Annotated in this window: 18 protein-coding genes and 1 pseudogene; 8 read left to right on the top strand and 11 right to left on the bottom strand. The window is 62.2% G+C overall.

Translation table 11 applies throughout. The features are described 5' to 3' along the window. The first annotated feature begins 234 nt into the window (after positions 1-234). Positions 235-1,833 (top strand): ABC-F family ATP-binding cassette domain-containing protein, encoded by a 1,599-nt coding sequence (locus AAGF34_RS07770; protein ID WP_342620041.1) that lies wholly within the window; start codon positions 235-237, stop codon positions 1,831-1,833. Positions 1,834-2,054: 221 nt separating this feature from the next. Here AAGF34_RS07770 and AAGF34_RS07765 read toward each other — a convergent pair whose 3' ends face one another. Next, positions 2,055-2,960 carry a LysR family transcriptional regulator gene (locus tag AAGF34_RS07765; RefSeq protein WP_342620040.1) on the bottom strand — a complete coding sequence of 302 codons (906 nt, stop codon included), beginning with the start codon at positions 2,958-2,960 and terminating at the stop codon, positions 2,055-2,057. Between the two features lie 55 nt (positions 2,961-3,015). Between AAGF34_RS07765 and AAGF34_RS07760 the strand changes: the two genes are divergently transcribed. Together AAGF34_RS07760 and AAGF34_RS07755 are read left to right on the top strand one after the other, a co-directional pair. Continuing rightward, on the top strand, positions 3,016-4,206 hold the full coding sequence (locus AAGF34_RS07760) for a gamma-butyrobetaine dioxygenase (protein WP_342620039.1): 1,191 nt from the start codon (positions 3,016-3,018) through the stop codon (positions 4,204-4,206). Beyond that, positions 4,203-4,781: an HD domain-containing protein gene (locus AAGF34_RS07755; protein WP_342620038.1), complete on the top strand. Its 579-nt coding sequence runs from the start codon at positions 4,203-4,205 to the stop codon at positions 4,779-4,781. Before AAGF34_RS07760 ends, AAGF34_RS07755 begins: the two co-directional genes overlap by 4 nt. A 37-nt stretch (positions 4,782-4,818) precedes the next feature. Here AAGF34_RS07755 and AAGF34_RS07750 read toward each other — a convergent pair whose 3' ends face one another. Genes AAGF34_RS07750 through AAGF34_RS07730 form a run of 5 tightly spaced genes read right to left on the bottom strand, consistent with a single transcriptional unit; the run spans position 4,819 to position 9,535 of the window. After that, positions 4,819-6,411: a gamma-glutamyltransferase family protein gene (locus AAGF34_RS07750; protein ID WP_342620037.1), complete on the bottom strand. Its 1,593-nt coding sequence runs from the start codon at positions 6,409-6,411 to the stop codon at positions 4,819-4,821. 47 nt (positions 6,412-6,458) lie between these two features. Then, positions 6,459-7,253 carry an ATP-binding cassette domain-containing protein gene (locus AAGF34_RS07745; protein ID WP_342620036.1) on the bottom strand — a complete coding sequence of 265 codons (795 nt, stop codon included), beginning with the start codon at positions 7,251-7,253 and terminating at the stop codon, positions 6,459-6,461. Position 7,254: 1 nt separating this feature from the next. Then, positions 7,255-7,947 carry an ABC transporter permease gene (locus AAGF34_RS07740; RefSeq protein ID WP_342620035.1) on the bottom strand — a complete coding sequence of 231 codons (693 nt, stop codon included), beginning with the start codon at positions 7,945-7,947 and terminating at the stop codon, positions 7,255-7,257. Continuing rightward, positions 7,947-8,654, bottom strand: a complete 708-nt coding sequence (locus tag AAGF34_RS07735) for an ABC transporter permease subunit (protein WP_342620034.1) — start codon at positions 8,652-8,654, stop codon at positions 7,947-7,949. Before AAGF34_RS07735 ends, AAGF34_RS07740 begins: the two co-directional genes overlap by 1 nt. Positions 8,655-8,698: 44 nt before the next feature. After that, positions 8,699-9,535 carry a transporter substrate-binding domain-containing protein gene (locus tag AAGF34_RS07730; RefSeq protein WP_342620033.1) on the bottom strand — a complete coding sequence of 279 codons (837 nt, stop codon included), beginning with the start codon at positions 9,533-9,535 and terminating at the stop codon, positions 8,699-8,701. Between the two features lie 190 nt (positions 9,536-9,725). Between AAGF34_RS07730 and AAGF34_RS07725 the strand changes: the two genes are divergently transcribed. The 3 genes from AAGF34_RS07725 to gnd all read left to right on the top strand — a co-directional run bounded on the left by AAGF34_RS07725 (position 9,726) and on the right by gnd (position 12,619). After that, the gene (locus AAGF34_RS07725) at positions 9,726-10,421 is read left to right on the top strand and encodes a GntR family transcriptional regulator (RefSeq protein ID WP_342620032.1); all 696 of its coding nucleotides are present in this window, start codon (positions 9,726-9,728) and stop codon (positions 10,419-10,421) included. A gap of 290 nt (positions 10,422-10,711) precedes the next feature. Next, positions 10,712-10,984, top strand: coding sequence for a DUF4148 domain-containing protein (locus AAGF34_RS07720; RefSeq protein ID WP_342620031.1), 273 nt, complete (start codon positions 10,712-10,714; stop codon positions 10,982-10,984). 213 nt (positions 10,985-11,197) lie between these two features. Continuing rightward, positions 11,198-12,619 carry a decarboxylating NADP(+)-dependent phosphogluconate dehydrogenase gene (gnd, locus tag AAGF34_RS07715; protein ID WP_342620030.1) on the top strand — a complete coding sequence of 474 codons (1,422 nt, stop codon included), beginning with the start codon at positions 11,198-11,200 and terminating at the stop codon, positions 12,617-12,619. A 49-nt stretch (positions 12,620-12,668) separates the two neighbouring features. On the opposite strand, the gene AAGF34_RS07710 is transcribed toward gnd, so the two are convergent. Then, entirely contained in the window at positions 12,669-13,373 is a 705-nt protein-coding gene (locus AAGF34_RS07710; protein WP_342620029.1) for a GntR family transcriptional regulator, read from the bottom strand. A 61-nt stretch (positions 13,374-13,434) separates the two neighbouring features. Then, entirely contained in the window at positions 13,435-14,886 is a 1,452-nt protein-coding gene (locus AAGF34_RS07705; RefSeq protein WP_342620028.1) for a cytosine permease, read from the bottom strand. A gap of 190 nt (positions 14,887-15,076) precedes the next feature. Here AAGF34_RS07705 and AAGF34_RS07700 point away from each other — a divergent pair. Beyond that, a pseudogene (locus tag AAGF34_RS07700) lies at positions 15,077-15,331 on the top strand (oxidoreductase); the annotation flags it as partial. Here AAGF34_RS07700 and AAGF34_RS07695 read toward each other — a convergent pair. Then, complete coding sequence (locus tag AAGF34_RS07695) at positions 15,330-16,226, bottom strand: NAD(P)/FAD-dependent oxidoreductase (protein WP_342620027.1); 897 nt, start codon at positions 16,224-16,226, stop codon at positions 15,330-15,332. The pseudogene AAGF34_RS07700 and the gene AAGF34_RS07695 overlap by 2 nt on opposite strands. Next, positions 16,213-16,698, bottom strand: coding sequence for an Rrf2 family transcriptional regulator (locus tag AAGF34_RS07690; protein ID WP_342620026.1), 486 nt, complete (start codon positions 16,696-16,698; stop codon positions 16,213-16,215). The genes AAGF34_RS07695 and AAGF34_RS07690 overlap by 14 nt, the downstream gene beginning before the upstream one ends. Before the next feature lie 139 nt (positions 16,699-16,837). Here AAGF34_RS07690 and AAGF34_RS07685 point away from each other — a divergent pair, with 139 nt between their 5' ends. Then, positions 16,838-17,587, top strand: a complete 750-nt coding sequence (locus AAGF34_RS07685) for a hypothetical protein (RefSeq protein WP_342620025.1) — start codon at positions 16,838-16,840, stop codon at positions 17,585-17,587. On the opposite strand, the gene AAGF34_RS07680 is transcribed toward AAGF34_RS07685, so the two are convergent. Then, positions 17,526-18,644 (bottom strand): YeeE/YedE family protein, encoded by a 1,119-nt coding sequence (locus AAGF34_RS07680; protein WP_342620024.1) that lies wholly within the window; start codon positions 18,642-18,644, stop codon positions 17,526-17,528. The two genes, AAGF34_RS07685 and AAGF34_RS07680, sit on opposite strands and share 62 nt — an antisense overlap. Between the last annotated feature and the right edge of the window lie 60 nt (positions 18,645-18,704).

The following is an 18,704-nucleotide window of genomic DNA, read 5'->3' as shown; positions in this document are numbered from 1 at the left end:
TGCAAATGCGTGCGGGAGGCTATCTGGCAGTGGGTCAGTGGTGCTAAGTGATGAAGCCCTTCATGCAAGGGAGTTCACCCTAACAACTGCCGTCTGCCATTTTTATAATTGCGATCTCCTTCCAACACACAGAGGTATTCGTCCCATGCGCCATTGATGCCGCCGTCTGCATGACGGCCAGTCTCCACCTACCCCCACCCGCAGGGGGAGTTCTTGGCATCTTTGGAACAACACATGACGAATCCCATCCTGGCGCTGGAAGGCGCCTCTTACGTGCTCCCGGACGGCACAACCCTTTTCTCCGATCTCAGCGCGCAGTTTGACCAACGGCATACGGGCCTAGTCGGACGCAACGGTGCGGGCAAGACCGTGCTGGCTCGCATCCTGGCCGGCCAGTTGCAACCCTCTGCGGGGCGCTGCGTGCGCATGGGCAGCGTGCACTATCTCGCCCAACAGGTGACGCCCGCAGTGGACTCCACCGTGGCGGGTATCGCGTGTCTGCAAGGCACGCTGGATGCACTGGAACGCATTGAGGCGGGTGGCACGGACCCGGTTGATTTTGATACGGTAAATGACCAATGGGACATCCGCCAGCGGTTCAAGCAGGAACTGGATCGCTATGGTCTGGCCCACCTCGAAGCATCCACGCCAGCCCATATGCTGAGCGGCGGCGAGTCCATGTGCGTTGGCTTGACAGGCGCCCTGTTGAGGGATGTCGACTACCTCATTCTGGACGAGCCGAGCAACCACCTGGACCGTCCCCATCGGCATGCATTGATCGAGCAGCTGCGGCGCTGGCCCAACGGACTGCTGGTCATCAGCCATGACCGGCAGTTGCTGGATTCCACGGATCGCATACTGGAGCTGTCTTCGCTGGGACTGCGGAGCTACGGCGGGAACTACACGTTTTACGCGCACTGCAAGACACAGGAACGCCAGAGTGCCGAACAGCAACTGGAGCGAAGGCGCCAGGAGCAAGGCATGCGCGATCAGCAGGAACGCCAGGAGCGGCGCATGGCCCGCGGCAATCGGCATGGGAAGGAAGCCAATCAGGCCAGGATTCTGCTGGACCGCCAGAAGGAGCGAAGCGAACACGCAACGGGCAAGCTGCGCCAGCAACATGCAGCGGCACGCGAGCAACTTAACCAGCGTGTGCGCGATGCGGCGCAGCAGGTGGAAGACGATGCACCCATCACCGTGCACTCCGTGCCGGTTGAGCAAGTGGCTCAGCGACGCGTGGTCGAACTGGACCAGGTGGTGTTGCCATTCGTGAGCGGGGCAACAAGGAGCATCAGCCTGGTCTTGACCGGACAACAGCGGGTAGGCGTTCTGGGCCGCAATGGCTGCGGCAAATCCACCTTGCTCAAACTGGTGGCTGGGATGCTCCAACCCGTGCGTGGCAGCTGCAAAGTATCGCCCGCTTGCATGTACCTCGACCAGCAGCTGGCCCATCTGGATCCGCAATGCAGCGTGCTGGAGCAGGCCCAGGCAGCCAACACGAATGCAAATGAGACCGACATGCGCATGCGGCTGGCGCAACTTGGTCTGGACGCCAAAAAGGTCATGACCCCCAGTGGCCTGCTCAGTGGCGGGGAGCGCCTGAAGGCTGCGCTGGCCTGTGTGCTCTACGCCAGCCCACCTCCGCAATTGCTGCTACTGGACGAACCCAGCAATCATCTCGACCTCTCCTCCTCCCAGGCGCTGGAGACCATGTTGCGCAGCTACCGCGGCGCCCTGGTGGTGGTGTCGCATGACGATGCGTTTCTGAATGCGCTGGGTCTTAGGGAGCGTTTGGCGGCGGGTGATTGGGGGTGGAGGATGGAGTTGTGGTGAATGCCATCAATTTCTCGAGCAACCGGTCCAACGCATTCTGATACTGCCGCATGGCCTGCACTCGCATGTGCCCATCAACGACGAAGGCAGTTGCCAGCCCACTACCTTGGACGGGTCGACCACGTGGTCGGGTCATGCCGCCAGCTGCTTCGATAACACGAGGACCGGGCAGGCATAGGGCCACGTGTCGAAGCTGAGGACTTTTTCGTAGCTCCCCCGGATCATCGCGTTGCAAAAGGCCCGGTGTAAAGCGGGTGCTTCGATGGCTGACACAAACACTCTCTCACCTGCGTCCACTGCCGGCTAGGCACCTGGTCTTCATACGCAGCCATCCAGTACCCCTCCTCCAGCGCGAGCGTGTCATCCGACAGCCGCACCAGCGTGCCATTGGCGAGTTCTGCTGTGCACAGCGGCAAGGAGCCCAGGATCACGCCGAGCCCGGCACGGGCTGCGGCCAGTGCGGCCACAAAGCTGTCGAAGCGCCAGCGCGGCACGGGCGGGGCGGCGTCGCCGGTGCGTTCGGCCCACTCCTGCCAACCCGGGCGCGGGCCGGAGACAGCGATGCGTGGCAGCTCCTGCCAATGCGTTGACTGGCGCAGCAGCTCGGGGGCGGCCAGCGGCGTCAGCACTTCCTGGTACAGCCGCGCGCTGGTCATGCCTGGCCAGCCGCCGTTGCCGTAGCGCACCTCGATGCTGGCGTTGGACTTCGCGAAATCCGGTTCGATGTTCATGGTGGTGAGCGACAGCTGGAAGTGTGCGCCATGGTCCAGCGTGGCCAGCCTGGGAGCAATCCACAGCTGGATGACCGATGCGCTGGCCGTGAGCACCAGCTTCTGCAACGGCTTTCCGAACAGCTCATCGGCGCTGCGGTCCAGGCTGCGCAAGGCGGCACTGACGTAGGGCAGCCAGGCCTCGCCCTCCACGGTGAGCGTCACGCCGCGCGCCTGGCGGGTGAACAGCCGGGCGCCCACGCGCCGCTCCAGGTTCTGGATGCGCTGGCTGACTGCCGCTTGCGTCAGCCCGAGTTCCAATGCCGCTGCGGTGAAGTTGCCGGTGCGGCCCGCGGCCTCGAATACGCGCACCCACTCCAGCGGGAGCTTGTCCATGCGTTCGTTGCTGTTTGCCATAACGGAAACCACTCCTCAGACACTGAATATATTGTTTGTCATTATGGATGGGAGCATGGACACTGCACCCCGCCGGGCCATGCCGGCCATGACGAGGATCAAGATGACGATGACAGCTCAGGTTTCGGAAGACGGCGGCGTATTGACGCTCACGGGCAGCAACGGCGCGGCGCGGCGGTTCCATGCCATCTGGTTGCGGGACAACGCCTGGGATGCAAAAACCCGCGCGCCCGGCAACGGCCAGCGCCTGATTGCCTTACGCGACATTCCCGCCGATACGCGCATTGCGTCGGCAGCCATTAGCGGCAATCGCCTGACCGTGCACTTCGCACCGGAAGGCAAGACGGTGGACTACGACCTCGGGTGGCTGCAGGCCCATGCCTACGACCGGCCCGCGCACCAAGCGCCGGGCTGGACGTCCGACACCATCACCACTTGGGACAGCAGCCTGATGGGCGCTGTGCCCGTGGGTGACATGCACACGGTGACGCACCAGCCCTCCGCATTGCGCGACTGGCTGGCCCAGGTGCGCCGCTATGGCTTTGGCAAGTTGACGGGTGGGCCGGTGGAGCCCGGTGCGTTGCTGAAGGTGGCGGCCTTGTTTGGCTATGTGCGCGAGACCAACTACGGCGTGTACTTCGAGGTGCGCACCGAGGTCAACCCCAACAACCTGGCCTACACCAGCCTGGGCTTGCAGGCGCACACCGACAACCCCTACCGCGACCCGGTACCCACGATGCAGATCCTGTACTGCCTGGAGAACTCGACCGAAGGCGGCGAGAACATGGTGGTCGATGGCTTTCGCGCAGCGCAGCGCCTCAAGGCAGAAAACCCGCACGGGTTCCAGCTGCTGACGCAGTACTGCGCGCGCTATGAATACGCAGGTGAGGCAGGCGTATGCCTGCGTTCGCGCCGCCCCATGATCGAGCTGGCCCCCGATGGCGAACTGCAGGCCATCCGCTTCAACAACCGGTCTACCGCCGCCATCACCGACGTGCCCTTCGAGCATATGGCCGACTACTACGCAGCCTACCGGCGCCTGGGCGAGATCATTGACGACACGGCCATGGAGGTGACCTTCAAGCTGTCGCCCGGCGAATGCTTCATCGTGGACAACACCCGCGTGCTGCACGCACGCAAGGGCTACTCGGGCAGCGGCAAACGCTGGCTGCAGGGTTGCTACCCCGACAAGGACGGCCTGCTCTCCACGCTGGCCGCGCTGGAACAACAAGGACTGCCAGCATGAACCCCAAGCTGACACCGGCCACCTTCGTCGCCTTTGTGGCCGACATCTTTGCGCGCCGCGGCGATGAGGAATACCTGGGCGAGCCCGTGACCATGTCGCAGCACATGCTGCAGGCCGCACGCTTTGCAGAACAGGCCAAGCAGCCCGACGAAGTCATCGTGGCCGCACTGCTGCATGACATAGGCCACTTCACCAGCGAGTTCGGCACCTACTCGCCCGACGACACGGAGGACCGGCACCACGAAGATGCAGGCGGCGATTTGCTGGCGCCCTTCCTGCCGCCCCGCGTGACCGAATGCGTGCGCCACCACGTGGCCGCCAAGCGCTATCTGTGCGCGACCAGGCCGGACTACTTCAGCAAACTCTCACCCGCATCCGTGCACACGCTGAGCCTGCAGGGCGGGCCCATGAGCGCAGACGAGGTGGCTGCGTTTGAGCGCAACCCGTATCTGCAGGACATCATCAAGGTGCGGGTGTACGACGAGTCGGGCAAGCGCGCGGACATGCAGACGCCGCCGTTTGCGCATTACGCGGAGATGATCCAGGCGGTGGTGGACAGGCATTGCGGGGGTTGAAGTCCTCAGCCCGTGCCACCCGCATGGCCTCTTCCACTCAATAACCCAACGCCATGCCATCCTTGCGATGGTCCGAGCCGCCTTGCAGGGTGCCTTTGTCCCAGTCGATGCGCACGGCCTGCGAGCCGCCTATGGCCCATGTGGAGGCCTCGATGCCAAAGCCGCGGCGGCTGAGTTCAGCGCCTACTTTTTCGAGCAGCAGCCCTTCGGTTTCCACACGCAGGGTGCCGGGCAGGGGGAACAGGCGCGGCAGCTCCATGGCCGCCTGCAAGTCCATGCCGTGGTCGATCAGGCGTGACAGCAGGTTGGCATGGCCCATGGCCTGGTAGTGGCCGCCCATGACGCCAAAGGCCATGGTGATGCGTCCGTCCTTGGCCACCATGCCGGGAATCAGGGTGTGCATGGGGCGCTTGCGCGGTGCCAGCACGTTGTCGTGCGCCGCGTTCAGCGAGAAGCCCTGGCCGCGGTTGTGGAACAGCACGCCGCTGCGCGGTGCCATCAGGCCGGTGCCGTAGTGGTCGAACAGCGAGTTGATGAAGCTCACCACATTGCGGTCCTTGTCGACCACGGCGATGTAGGCGGTATCGCGGTGCTCCGGCCCCACGAACGGCGGCAGATCGGTAATGGCCTGCTTCAGATCGATTTTTGCAGCCAGGCTGTCAAGCAAGGTGTCGGACAGCATGTATTGCGGCTGTACGCGTGACGTGGTGGGCTCGGCCAGCCACGCATCCCGCGCGGCATAGGCCAGGCGCGTGGCCTCTATGGCCAGGTGCAAGTTGTCCGGGGCCAGCGGGTCGCCACTGATGGGGAAGCGCTGCAGTATGCCCAGGATCATCAGCGCGATGACGCCTTGTCCGTTGGGTGGGCACTCGTATACCGTGTGACCCCGGTAGGAATAGCTGAGTGGCTCCACATATTCACCAGCGACGCTGGCGAAATCCTGCTCGGTGTGGCAGCCGCCATGCTGGCGCAGATGGCCGACCATGTCGCGTGCAATGTCCCCTTGGTAGAACGCCCGCGGCCCGTCATGCCCTATGGCCTCCATGGTGATGGCCAGCAGCGGCTGGTATTGCATGTCGCCAATCGTGGGGGCTTTGCCGTCCACCAGAAAGGTGGCACGTGTGCTGGGGTCCTGGCGCAGCAGCGGCTGGGCCTCGTCCAGGTCATAGGCCACGCGCGGTGTGATGGTGTAGCCCTCACGAGCCATGCGGATGGCTGGTGCCAGCACTTCACGCATGGGCATGCGGCCATGGTCGGCAACCAGCCGGCACCATGCTTCCACAGCGCCAGGAACCGTGACGGCCCAGGGCGAGTGCTGCGGGATTTCCTGCAGGCCTGCGGCGCGCGCTGCCTCCAGCGTGGCAGCTGCGGGTGCCCGGCCAGAGCCGTTGTAGGCCCGCACCTGGGTGGCGTCGCCCATAGAAAACATGGCAAAGCAGTCGCCCCCCACGCCGGTGGAGCCGGCCTCTACCACGCACTGGACTGCGCACGCGGCAACGGCGGCGTCCATGGCGTTGCCACCGGCTTTGAGTATCTCGACGGCCGTCAGGGTGGAAGCAGGGTGTGAAGTGGCCGCCATGGCATGGCGGGCAGCGGCCAGCGAGCGGCCAGGAAGTTCGAAATTGCGCATAAGGGTCTCTCTGTCGTTGTTGTGGTTTGTGTGGGGCGGCTGTTCTGTCAGCCGCCTATCCTCTGGATGAATTGGCGCAGGCGTTCGCTGCGCGGCTGGGAGAAGACCTGTTCGGACGGCCCTTGTTCTTCCACTGCCCCCTGGTGCAGAAACACCGTGCGCGTGGAAACATGGCGCGCAAAGCCCATCTCATGGGTCACCACCAGCATGGTGCGTCCCTCTTCGGCCAGTGCGCGCATGACACCCAGCACCTCGGCTACCAGTTCGGGGTCCAGCGCTGAAGTGGGTTCGTCAAACAGCAGCACCTCCGGGTGCATGGCCAGTGCGCGGGCAATGGCCACGCGCTGCTGTTGCCCGCCCGAAAGCCTGGCTGGATAGGCATGGCGTTTGGCGGCCAGGCCAACCTTTTCCAGCAAGACTTCGGCTTCGGCAATGCATTCGGCGCGGGGGCGCTTCTGCACGTGTACCGGTGCTTCGATCAGGTTTTCCAGCACGGTGCGGTGGGACCACAGGTTGAAGCTCTGGAACACCATGGCCGCTCGGGTACGGATGCGCTGTAGCTGGGCGGCATCGCTCACCGTGCGGCGGCCGTCCTTGCTCCGTTGCAGTTGCACCTGCTCGCCGTCGATGCGTACCTCGCCCTCATCGGGCATTTCCAGGAAGTTGGCACAGCGCAGCAGTGTGGATTTGCCCGAACCCGAGGCTCCCAGGATGGCGACCACGTCGCCCTGGTTGGCCTGGAGTGATACGCCTTTGAGCACCTCGGCTGCGCCATAGCGCTTGTGGATGTTGCTCAGACTTATCTTTTCGGGAGGAAGTGAGTCGGTTATGGGTTTGCTCATGTCAGGCGGTGCGACGTCGTTCAGTGGAAAGCTTCCATTCCAGCGCATGCACCATGCGCGTGAGCAGAAAGTTGAGTACCAGGTAAATCAGGCCGGCGCAGGCAAACACCTCGACCGAGCGGTAGGTCTGCGAAATCAGTTTGCTGGCCAGACCGGTGATTTCCATCAGCGTGATCACCGAGGCCAGCGATGTCGCCTTGACCATCAGGATCAGCTCGTTGCCGTAGGCTGGCAGCGCTATGCGCAGTGCCAATGGAAAGACGATGCGGCGCAGCCGCAGGACCGGCCCCATGCCGCAGGCCTGCGCGGCTTCGATGGCGCCATGGGGCACGGCCGCAATGCCACCGCGGATGATTTCGCTGCCATAGGCCGCGGTGTTCATGGCCAGTGCAATGATGGCGCACCAGTAGGATGACCGCAGCACGCCCCACAGCCCCCACTCCTGCAGCGTCGGGCGGAATTGGCCTAGCCCGTAATAGATGAGGAAAATCTGGATCAGCAGCGGCGTGCCGCGAAACACGAACACATAGGCCTTTGCCGTATACGCCAGCAGCGCCACACCGCTTTGGCGAGACAACGCCAGGGCCATGGCTCCGATCAACCCGATCACGGTCGAGGTCAATGCCAGATTGAGCGTGAGCGGCAGACCAGCCAGCAGGGCCGTGAAGGTCTCGGAGAGAAACGCAAAGTCCATCAGGCTCTCCGGTAGGGTTTGAAGGAGACGGACTCGGCCCACAGGAACAGATAGCCGGAGACGGAAGTGATGACCAGATACAGGCACAGCGCTGCCGCGTAAAACACGAACGGCATCCGCGTGGAGCCGGCCCCCAGTTGCGAGGCCCGCATCAACTCCACCAGCCCGATGACGGATATCAACGCCGACTCCTTGACCACCAGTTGCCAGACATTGGCCAGCCCGGGCAGCGCATGGCGCAGCACTTGCGGTGCGATCACGCGGCGGAACATCAGCGCCGGCCGCATGCCACAGGCGCGCGCAGCCTCCAGCTCGCCCCACGGCAGCGCCTGGTAGGCGCCGCGGTATACCTCGGCCTGGTAGGCGGCAGACACCAGCCCGAGCGCCACCACGCCGGTGGCAAAGCTGGGCATACCGATGAAGCCGGTAGCACCCACTGCATTGCCCAGGCTTGACAGCAGGCTGCTGCCGCCAAAGTACAGCAGGTAGATGACCAGCAAATCCGGCACCCCACGCAACACCGTGGTGTAGGCATCGGCCATCAGACGCAGCGGCAGGCCGCCGCTCACACGGGCGAATGCCAGCGCAATGCCCAGCGCCGCGCCTATGAGCAAGCCCACCGCCGCCACGGCCACGGTCAGCAGGGCGCCCTGGCAGAGCAGTCGCGCCCACCCTCCCGAGCCCAGAAACAGTTCATAGAGGTCCAAGGCGCGCTTCTCCCGTCAGAGCCAGTTGCAGGTATGCAGGAGGTTCAGTTGAGGCGGGTCTTGAGCCACTTCTCGGCCAGCTTGTCGATGGTGCCGTCAGCCTTGGCGCCCTTGATGGCTTCGTTGAACATGGCCTTGAGCGCTGTGTCTTCCTTGCGCAGTCCCACTGCAATGCCCTTGCCGAACACATCGCCTACCAGAACCGGACCGGCCAACTTGTATTGCTTGTAGTCCGGCTTGTTCAGTAGCCCGGTCAGCGAGGTCTTCTGGGCGATCACACCGTCAATACGGCCTGCCTTGAGGTCCAGATCGTGTTGCTCGGTGGTCTTGTACTCATGCACTTCCACCACGCCCTTGAGGTACTTGTCCAGGAAGTTGGCATTGGCCGTGGCAGCCTGGGTACCGATGGCCTTGTTCTTGAGGCCGGCAGCCAAGGGCTCCAGCGCCTTCTTCACCTGGGCCGGGTCGCCTCCGAGGTCCACGGTGGTCCCGGTACCTGGCAGGTTGGCCAGCGGGCCGGTCTTCTCGACCATGAAGGTCGCCGACGTAGGAGCGTAGGGGTCACTGAAGGCGATGACGCCCAGGCGCTTCTCGGTCACGATCATGGAGGCCATGATGGCGTCGAACTTGCGGGCCGTGAGGGAGGGGATCAACCCATCCCAGTCTTGGGCCACGATGGTGCACTTGACCTTCATGCGTGCACACAGGTCCTTGGCCAGATCTACTTCCAGCCCCTCGAGCACGCCATTGGGACCGGTGAAGTTCCAGGGTTCGTACGCGCCTTCGGTCGCAATCGTGATGGCCGTGGGCTTGTCCTGCGCCATGGCGCCGGTCGCAACCGCCAATCCGATACCCAGGACTACCAAACATTTCTTCAGCATATGCATTCCCCAGTTGGTGAAAGGATTCAAGTCGTGGGCGCCCGAATGGCAACCCACGTACGGCTTCGTGCAACGGCGATTTTGCCCGTCGATATGAAATCGTATCCCAAATCGTATCCAATTGTGGATGCATAATCAAGGCATTGTGAAAAAACCTTTGAACCCAACTGCACAAAGCGCCGGGGACGCCATGAAGCCAGCAAAAGACACGCCAGAGTTGCAGTCGGTGCGGCAAAAAACCTACAACGACCTCAAGAAGCTGATTCTTTCGGGGAAACTGCGTCCGACCGAGCGCGTGGCCGAGAGTCGCCTGGCTGAACTGCTGGGGGTGAGCCGCACCCCCCTGCGCGAAGCCCTCATGAAGCTGGAAAAAGAAGGCTTGGTGGTGGGCCAACGCAATGTCGGCTACCGTGTGGCCGACGTGGACATCGACTCCATCTGCGACCTCCTGGTGGTGCGCGAAACCATAGACGCCAAGGCCGCCGAACTGGCCTGCGAGCGTGCCACCGAAGCCGACCTGGAACAAATACGCCAGATCGTGCGCGAAATGGAGGAGCTACAGCAAAGCAACAGCACCGGCCCCGTGGACGCGGCCCGGGAACTGGAACTGGGCCTGCAGATCCACAAGGACATTGCCAGAAGCACGCGCAACAGCGCGCTCATCCGCATTGCCGACCAGCTCTATGAACAGCTGCAACTGGCCCTGTCGCTGGAGGTGTTGTGGATCGACCTCGGCGATATGGGGCTACAGGAACATCAGGCCATTGCCAAGGCCCTGAGCGAGCGCGATGCCAAAGCCGCCAGCGCCGCCGCCAGCAACCACGTGCAAAGCAGCCTGCGCAGCATGACGCGCATCCGCGAGATCCTCAAGCACCGCAAGTTGTAGGAAGGTGCGGGTAGTCGGCTGCGTTGGGGGTCACGCGGTGCCGTGAGATGCACAGCAACATTTGGAATCGCACCGTTTACACAAACGCATGCCCCGTGCGCCTGTTCGATTTTTCAAGGGCTCTATTGTTGTTTGATGCGCAATGACCTTGTGCCGGTTCGGCTGTTTTTCTTTACGTCGAAAATTTTTAAAGTTCATTCCATCGACGAGACGCACATCTCTACGCCCCATCGATACCGCAAGCCGCGCTTTATGGCGGTTTGCGTAATCAACCTGAAAGGAATGACTTCATGAAATCCGCATACGCAAGTGCAATCGTTTTGACCCTCTCCGCTCTGGCCGCCGGCCAGGCTTTCGCCGGCAACAGCGCCCCCCGATACGACGAGACCATCGCTGTAAATGTGCCCGCTGACTCCACACCCGGCAAGACCCGCGAACAAGTTCGTGCCGAACTGGCTGAAGCCCAACGTACGGGCAACATTGTTTTCAACATTGGTGGCGACAAGAGTGGTACCAAGCTGAACCAGCTCTATCCCACGAGCTATCAGGCACCACGCAGCTGATCATTCACCTGATTTCTTGCTGACCCAAAAGGCGCCCCGCATGCGAGGGCGCCTTTTTTACGTACAGCATCCTCCATTGCCCCCGGCTGCAGCCGCTGCATTTGCGTCATTCACACCCCGCACGTCAAAACCCCTACCACCTCTTGAGCTGACCCACACGCCTCACAATAAGCCCCTTAGACCTCCAAACCCGCACAAACGCGCGCAACTGCTATGAACAAACTCAGTGATTTCGGCCTGATCGGCCTGGCCGTGATGGGCCAGAACCTGGTGCTCAACGTGGAGAGCCATGGCTTTCAGGTGAGCGTGTACAACCGCACGGGTGATGTGACCGACGCGTTCGTGGCGGCACATCCTGGCAAGAAGCTGGTGGCCGCGCATGCCTTGGCCGAGTTCGTGCAGAGCCTCTCCAAACCGCGCAGGGTGATGCTGATGGTGAAGGCGGGTGCGGCGGTGGATGCGGTGATCGAGCAGTTGCTGCCACTCCTGGAGGCCGATGACATCGTGATCGATGGCGGCAACAGCCTCTTCACCGACACCGAGCGGCGCGATGCCTTGCTTACCTCCAAGGGGCTGCGTTTCATTGGCGCTGGCGTGTCGGGTGGCGAGGAAGGCGCACGCAAGGGCCCTTCCATCATGCCTGGCGGCCCGGCTTCCACCTGGGAGGCGATGCGCCCGATTTTCGAAAGCATTGCGGCCAAGGTGCAGGGTGAGCCCTGCGTGATGCACATCGGCCCGGGCGGCGCGGGCCATTACGTGAAGATGGTGCACAACGGCATTGAGTACGGCGACATGCAGCTCATCTGCGAGGCCTACAGCCTGTTCCGCGCAGCGGGCATGAGCGCTGACGAGATGGCGGATGTGTTCGACGCCTGGAACGAGGGCGATCTGCAGAGTTACCTGATCCAGATCACCGGCAAGGCGCTGCGCGAGCGCGATCCCGAAACCGGCCAGCCGATGGTGGACGTCATTCTGGACAAGGCCGGGCAAAAGGGCACGGGCCAATGGACGCTGATGAACGCGGCCGACAGCGCGGTGGTGGTGAGCACCATCAATGCGGCGGTCGAAGCGCGGGTGTTGTCGTCGATGAAGGCCATGCGCGTGCAAGCCAGCAGCCAGCTCAACGGCCCCGAGGCCGTGTTGAAGGTGGACCGGCAGCAGCTGATTGCGCAGGTGCACGATGCCTTGTACGCATCCAAAATCGTGAGCTATGCGCAAGGCCTGGACCTGATGCGCACCATGAGCGAGCGCAAGAACTGGGCACTGGACCTGGGTGGCATTGCTTCCATCTGGCGCGGCGGCTGCATCATCCGCGCGCGCTTTCTCAACCACATCACCGAAGCCTACCGTGCCGACCCCAAGCTGCCGCATCTGATGCTGGCACCCTTCTTCAAGAACCTGCTCAACCACAACCAGCAAGCCTGGCGCGCTGTGGTGGCGCTGGCGGTGAGCCATGGCATTCCGGTGCCGGCGTTCAGCGCGTCACTGGCCTATTACGACAGCCTGCGCACCGCGCGCCTCAGCGCCAACCTGCTGCAAGCGCAGCGCGACTTCTTTGGCGCGCACACCTACGAGCGCGTAGACAAGCCTGCCGGGCAGTGGTTTCACACGGCGTGGCCGGAAGTCATCGAATGATTTGCACGGCACGGGGTGCTGGTGTTGCCCTGTTGCCTGTGCACCACTCTCACAATTTGACTTTTCTAGGCTTGGGGCCCGGCTCGATCAACTTCGCCAGCATGCGTTCGCGTGATGTGCCGGACTGCGCAAGCCGCTCGTCCAGCCGGGTCTCCAGTTGGTTGATGTGGTTGCGCATCAAGTCGGCGGCCAACTGCATGTCTCCAGCAGCAATGGCATCCACAATGGCGGCGTGATCTTCGTTGGAGTCCTGCGCTTCTGTTGCAGATTGATAAAGCGCTGACACCAGCGTGGTGCGCGCGGACAAGTCAATCATCATGGCCGTCAGGAAGCGGTTGCCCAGGCGCTCTGCCAGGCAGACATGAAAGTCGGCCAGAAATACCGAGCGGTCCGCCGCATTCTTGCTCTTGATGGCTTTTTTCTCGTCTGCGACATGCTGGCGCAAACTCTTGATGACCGACTGCAGCGGCTTGCCTGCATCCTGCAACATGCCGGGCTCGATCACCCTGCGGGCAGCGTAGGTCTCGCGGGCCTCCTCAAATGAAGGCTCCACCACGAACCAGCCCATGCGTGGCCGCACTTCAACAAAACCGCGCGACTGCAGCTCTATCAATGCCTGTCGGACCAGAGTGCGGCTAACACCGAACAAGTCCCCAAGCTCCTGCTCGCCGAGGCGTTCACCGGGTTTGAGGTCCTGATTCAGGATAGCGCTGACGACGCGTTCGGCAATGTTGGCTTTGGAAGACTTGGGCATAGGAATCGTTCAAACCCAAGTATGCCCAATCTGGTACTACGGCAGCCTTACAGCATGCGCATCAGGACCGTTTGGCTGGTTTGCGGGGGCGAATCTGCGACATCACAAAATACACCGCACCGCCAATCAACACGCCGATGAACCAACCGTAGATGCCCCACCAGGAGGGCATCAGGCTGGTGAAGTTGGGAAGGATGCTGGAGAACACGGCACCCATTCCAGTAGCGATCAGGGCATTGATGTTCCACCCGCCTTCGTAGGTGTAGGCACCCTCTTCCTGGTAGAGCTGCTGAACATCGATTTCGCCTTTGGCGATCAGGTAGTAGTCCACCAGGATGATGCCCAGCAAGGGCCCCATGGTGGAGCCAATGGCGCCCACAAAGCTTGCTGCATTGCCTTCCCATGGAGCGAACGGATACAACACCAATGCAATGCCCGCTGCAATGTAGCCGCCTTTCTTAAAGTCGATGGTCTTGGGAAATACGTTGGCAAAGTCAAAGGCAGGTGAGACGAAATTGGCAACCACATTGATACCAAGCGTTGCAATGGCAAACGTCAACGCCGCCAACAGGGCCAGGAACCAGCTATCGAACTTCGCGGAGATCTGTTCCGGGTGGAGCAGGACTTCGCCATACACCTTGAAGGCAGCAATCGTGGTGACGCCTGCAACCAGTGAGAAGAGGATGAGATTGACCGGCAAGCCCCAGAGATTTCCGGTACGCACTGCATCCTTGTTCTTCGCATAACGGGAGAAGTCGCAGAAGTTGAGGTACAACGCGGCGAAGTAGGTCACCCAGGTTGCGCCAACAGCCATCAAAGCCCAGAACGAACCCGGCTCGCCGCTGACACCCGCATCCTTGGTCTTTTCGATCAGCAGAGCTTGCGGAATGCCGTGGTCAAAGGAGAAGCCACCCGCTTTGACGCACAGGCCGATGGCCAGCACCAGCATGGCGACCCATACCGCGGGACCTGCCCAATCCTGGAACTTGCGCACGGTTTCCATGCCGTTCTGGATGATCAGAAGCTGCAGTGCCCAGACCACCACATAGCAAATCACCTCCAGGCCGGAATGCCCCAGAAAATGCGTGCCTTGGTGAAACTGCAGTATTGCGTCAGAGCGCGTCAGCAATGCGACGATGGCGCCCGACGCGGCAGCGGTCTGCGCCCCATACCAGAAGCACGCCACAACGGCACGAACCAGCGCTGGCAGGTTGGCGCCCCACACGCCAAAGGAGGCACGCGCCAACACCGGGTAAGGAACGCCCGTTTTTTCACCCGCATATCCCACCATGTTCATCAATGCAAAGATGATCAAGGAACCGAGGCCGATGGCCACAACAAAGTTGAGGAAGCTGCCGCAGAGCAGGAACAGACTGGCGGCAAGGTAGTAGCCCCACAGGCTGTGCACATCGGAAGTCCACACATTGAAGATGCTGAAGGCACCCCAATGACGGTCTTTCGCAGGTGCCAAATCTTCGTTGTACAGATTTGGCGATGGATTCTTGAGTTCCATTGATGTCTCCTAGGAGTTGAACGTACCACCGTGCAGCGCTTCGTTGTACGGCTGCTTGTATACAAGACTTTATGCCTGACAAGCTGGTTGTGCATCAGGGTTTACCCCTTTCGCGGATGACTGATGGACTGGCCTGCGCCTCCACCAGACTGGATTCCAGGTCGTCCATCTGCGCCAGCAGGCGCGAGAGATTTTCGGAATAGGGCGACGCCAATCCGCATTGGACGCTGCGGTCCAGGCCACGGGCATCCGTGCAGATGTATCCAGCCTGGCGGACAAGGGCCGCCCGGATCTGTTTGCCAATGCAGGCGGCGGCTTGCTCGCGCCCCTGGGCGCCATTACCGAGGAGCACTTCGACAAGACTTTTGATACCCACGTCAAAGGCGTGCTGTTCACGGTTCAAAAGGCGTTGCCGCTCATGCCTGCGGGCTCCACCATCGTGCTCAAAACATCGAAGCCCGATGCGCCGCAAATGCGGCCATGGCTCCGTCCGCCACCGCCAGCGTCACATTGCCCGCTGCACGTGCTGCATCTCCGCACGCGAACACGTTGGGTACGCTGGTGGCTTTGAGCTCATCCACCTTGATGAACTGCCCCATGGGGCCGTCTTCCAGCGCGCATCCCAGTTGTTCGGCGATGGGACTGCTGAGCAGTGTGCGCGGCTGGGTGAACAGGCCGTTCATGCGCAGGGTGCGGCCGTCTTGCAGTACCACGTCGGCCACGCCGTCTATGCGGTCGATCGGCGCTGCCTCTATCTGCGTGCCTCGGCGTGCGATGGCGGCCAAGTCTTCCTCCGTTGGCGTGTAGGCGCCGTTCAGGAAGAGCGTGGGGCTGCCCCAATCCGGCAGCATGAGGGCATGGTGCAGCGCCAAGGGCGATGCGGCAATGATGCCGATGCGGCCCGCGTTCATCTCGTAGCCGTGGCAATATGGGCAATGGAAGATGCTGCGGCCCCAGCGTTCGGCCAGGCCAGGAACAGGCGGCAGTTCGTCCCGCACTCCGGTGGCGAGAATGAGCCGGCCTGCGCTGACGAGGTCGCGGCCTACGCGGAACTCCAGTCTTGCGCCGCTGGCGACCCGTGCGTCATCCGCCGTTCCGTGCATCCATTCCACGCTCGGGTAGTTCATGAGTTGCTCGCGGGCATCGGCTGCGATCTCGGCCGGGGCGCGGCCGTCCTGCGTCAGGAAGCCGTGCGACGTTTCACCCGCCGCGTCCACAAACCGGTTGCGACGCTGGCCTGCGTCCACCACCAGCACGTTGCGGCGGGCGCGTGCCAGTTGCAGGGCGACGGCCAGCCCCGCATAGCTGCCGCCGATGACGGCGAAGTCAATGTCCTTCACGGGTGTGCTCCTGCAGATGGTGGTGGCCCCCGTGGCCCTGGGCCCTGTGCTGCGCCATGCGGCGATGAAAATCGGCTGATAGCTTGGCCAGCGAGACTGCACCAAAGCGCTTGAGCAGCAGTGCCTCGGCCTCTTGCGCGGCGCCTGCAAGCGCCTCATTCACGGCCTGCGCCACCAGGCAGGTGGGCCGGTCTTCCCGGAAGCCCAGCGACACCAGCGGTGGTGCGCCCAGCGCTTGGTACACGTCGCCCAAGGTGATGCGATCCAGATCGCAGGACAGCACCCATCCGCCGCCGTGCCCCTTGGCCGACATCACAAACCCGGCATCACGCAAGCCGCCCATAAGACGGCGCAGCACCACGGGGTTGGTCTGCATGGCAGCGGCAAGTGCTTCAGAGGTGAAGGGGCCATCGCCCTCGGCCATGTGCAGAAGCACATGCAGCACATCGGATAGTTGGGTATTTGATTTCATGCAACATTATTAGTTTCTTAATATAAACCTTGCAAGCCAGACGGGAATTGGAGGGGCAATGTGCGGAGATGGGCGCACCACCCGGGACTGACAATGCACCGACGCAATTGGGTCGTCGCCGTTTACGGGAATGCTCTTCATGGCTTGTACACGCAACTTAGTCCGCTCGGCGGCGCTTGGGCTGTTGGCCTTTGCAACTCTCGCATGGTGGGTGCCTGCCAGCGCCCAGACGCCCGAGTGGAACGGCCAGGTCGAGCTCAAACACCTGGACGCCAGCACCGGGAAGAAGATGGTTCTTGCCGGTGCCAACATGCGCGTAGGAGTGAGTCTGGAGCGCCTGATACTTCTTTCGGGTCAGGGCGACGCCGAGAAGGTTGCACGGGAGGCGGTGGAATTGCTTCTGGAGAAGTTCAAGACCGCGGGGCTCGACGTGGAAGGTCCACAAGTTGTGGTGGCCGCGCCCTTTTATGTCAACGCCAAATGGGACGCCCAGACCACCGTTACGTCGGAGTCACAAAACGGTGGCCTGTTCAAGAAGGCCTATTACTACGGGATCTACAAGACGGCGGTCATGGGCATGAAGTACCGGGACACTGAGACCTTCACCAAGGCGCGCGAGTTGATAGGTGCGTCGTCTGTCGTTGAACTCAATATGGCACTGGTCAATGACAAGACCAACTTCTCGGTGCTGGGCCTGAGTGCAACGCTGTGGAGGCGATATAAGGATTCCAGCAACGAGTACCCGGCCTATACGGCCACGCTGAAGAACACTGGTGACTTCAAGGTGGCTTCGGTTGGCAAAGACACCATGGCCTACTGGCTCGCCATCAAGTCGCAGACTCCAATTGCCAACTTTGAAACCGCAACGCCAGCCAGGCTCCCAGGATGATGCCGCACACGGCCATACAGGCGCCGGCTGATTGCATGGAAAGGCCTGTGACGCCTTGGCCAATGGAGCAGCCCATGGCGGTCACGCCCCCAAAGCCCATCAAGGCGCCACCGATCATGTGGTTGCCCATGTCACGCGGGTTCTGGAAGGATTCCCAGCGGAATTCCTTACGGACCAGGGCCAGGAGGGCGCTCCCCAGCAAAGTGCCAACGCACACCATGACGCCATAGCTTACCGTGTTGTTGCGGTCCGACCAGAGTGTGAGCAGGTCCAGCAGATGGGCAACGGGAGCGGCAAATGTAAGCGCCTCCGGGCGGTGGGAATAGGTGCCGGACCAGGTGGGCTCCAGCGTTTCGGGGTGCTCGGGTATGTAGCCCACGTAGCCGGTGAGGAACCATGCCGCCAGCACAATCAGTCCGACGGCCACGCCTCCAAACCATTGCGCTGTTTCCATGCTGCTGCGGTTGCGCCACAGCAAGTACGCAGCGACAAGCAAGGTCACGCCCAGAACCATGCGCCGTAGACCCTGCGCTGCAATACCGGTGAAGGCAGCCAATATGGAACCCAGGTCCTGCGGATAACCCAGATCCAGACTGTGTGCATCCAGCAGGTCCACGCGCAATCCGGCGAAGGCGCCGCGCAGCGTCATTTGCGCCACCAGTCCGGCTATCAGCAACGTTACCAATGCCTTCAGGCTGCCGCTGCCGGCCTTGACCAGATTGCGCTGCGGGCAGCCTGAGCCCAACACCATGCCGAAGCCGAACAAGGTGCCACCTACAACATAGGAGAGCCAGAGGAAGCGGCTGCTCCAGGCGTTGGTCTTGCTCGCATCCAGCCAATTCCATTCGATCAAACCCAGGGTGCCCGCTGCACCCACCGCCACCGCCAGCACCCACATCATCAAGCGCGCTGTGCCGCGATAGGCAAACCAGTCTGCCAGTGCGCCCATGGTGCAAAAGCGCGTGCCCTGGGCCACGGCGCCCAGGGTCACGCCGATCAGCAAGCCGCCCCATACAACGGTCTGACTGGCGATTTCGGGGCTAGGTGGAAAGGTCATGGGCAAGGTGGTCGGGTATTTCTACGGCATACGTATAGCACTGTTTGCACAGTATCGCAG

The sequence above is a fragment of the Rhodoferax sp. GW822-FHT02A01 genome (genome assembly GCF_038784515.1).
Classification (GTDB): domain Bacteria; phylum Pseudomonadota; class Gammaproteobacteria; order Burkholderiales; family Burkholderiaceae_C; genus Allorhodoferax.
The sequence above is the reverse complement of the archived record's forward strand: the minus strand, read 5'-3'. Positions and strand labels throughout refer to the sequence as shown.